Origin of the sequence: Sphingobacterium cavernae (assembly GCF_008520265.1) — a bacterium.
In the GTDB taxonomy this organism is placed as follows: Bacteria; Bacteroidota; Bacteroidia; order Sphingobacteriales; family Sphingobacteriaceae; genus Sphingobacterium; species Sphingobacterium cavernae.
Genome location: NZ_VIQM01000027.1, coordinates 1 through 624 on the forward strand (window position 1 = coordinate 1; position 624 = coordinate 624).

Here is a 624-nt window from a genome sequence, read left to right on the forward strand (position 1 = left end):
CACAAGCGTCCTAAATAAGGGAAAAAATGGCGGTGTATTTATATAGCAGGGATTGCTATATTTAATTCGCTAAAATTCAACTACCGCCATGGTAAATATAAACGTATTTTCTCAGATATTAGGTCTAGTTGACCGTGACATTTTTAATAAATTGGTTCAAAAGTACCAATCCGACAAGCACCATAAAGGGATCAATAGTTGGTCACATTTTGTGAGTATGCTTTTCTGCCATCTTTCCTCTGCTGATTCCGTTCGTGACATTTCTAATGGGCTTCGTAGTACTACAGGAAACATGAGTCATATGGGAATTTCTAGAACTCCTAGCAAGTCCAACCTCTCTTACATCAACAAACATCGTGATCATGGCCTATTTCGAGATTTGTATTATAAACTTTTGGATGATTTGTGGCGTAAAGATTTTCCAAGACGCGCAGAGCTTAACAGGCTTAAACGTAAAGTCTATCTGATGGATGCTACTATTATTCCATTATGCTTAAGTGTATTTGACTGGGCTAAATTCCGCAGTGCTAAGGGAGCTGTAAAACTTCATACTATACTTGATTATGATGGCTGTATGCCCAGTTTTGTGCATATCACAGATGGTAAACAACATGAATCTAAAAT

Annotated in this window: 1 protein-coding gene; it reads left to right on the forward strand. The window is 37.3% G+C overall.

Annotated elements, in window-relative coordinates:
• Nucleotides 1-88: 88 nt before the first annotated feature.
• Nucleotides 89-624, forward strand: a 536-nt coding sequence (locus FLS47_RS05485) for a DUF4372 domain-containing protein (RefSeq protein WP_149913377.1), incomplete at its 3' end; no start/stop codon positions are given.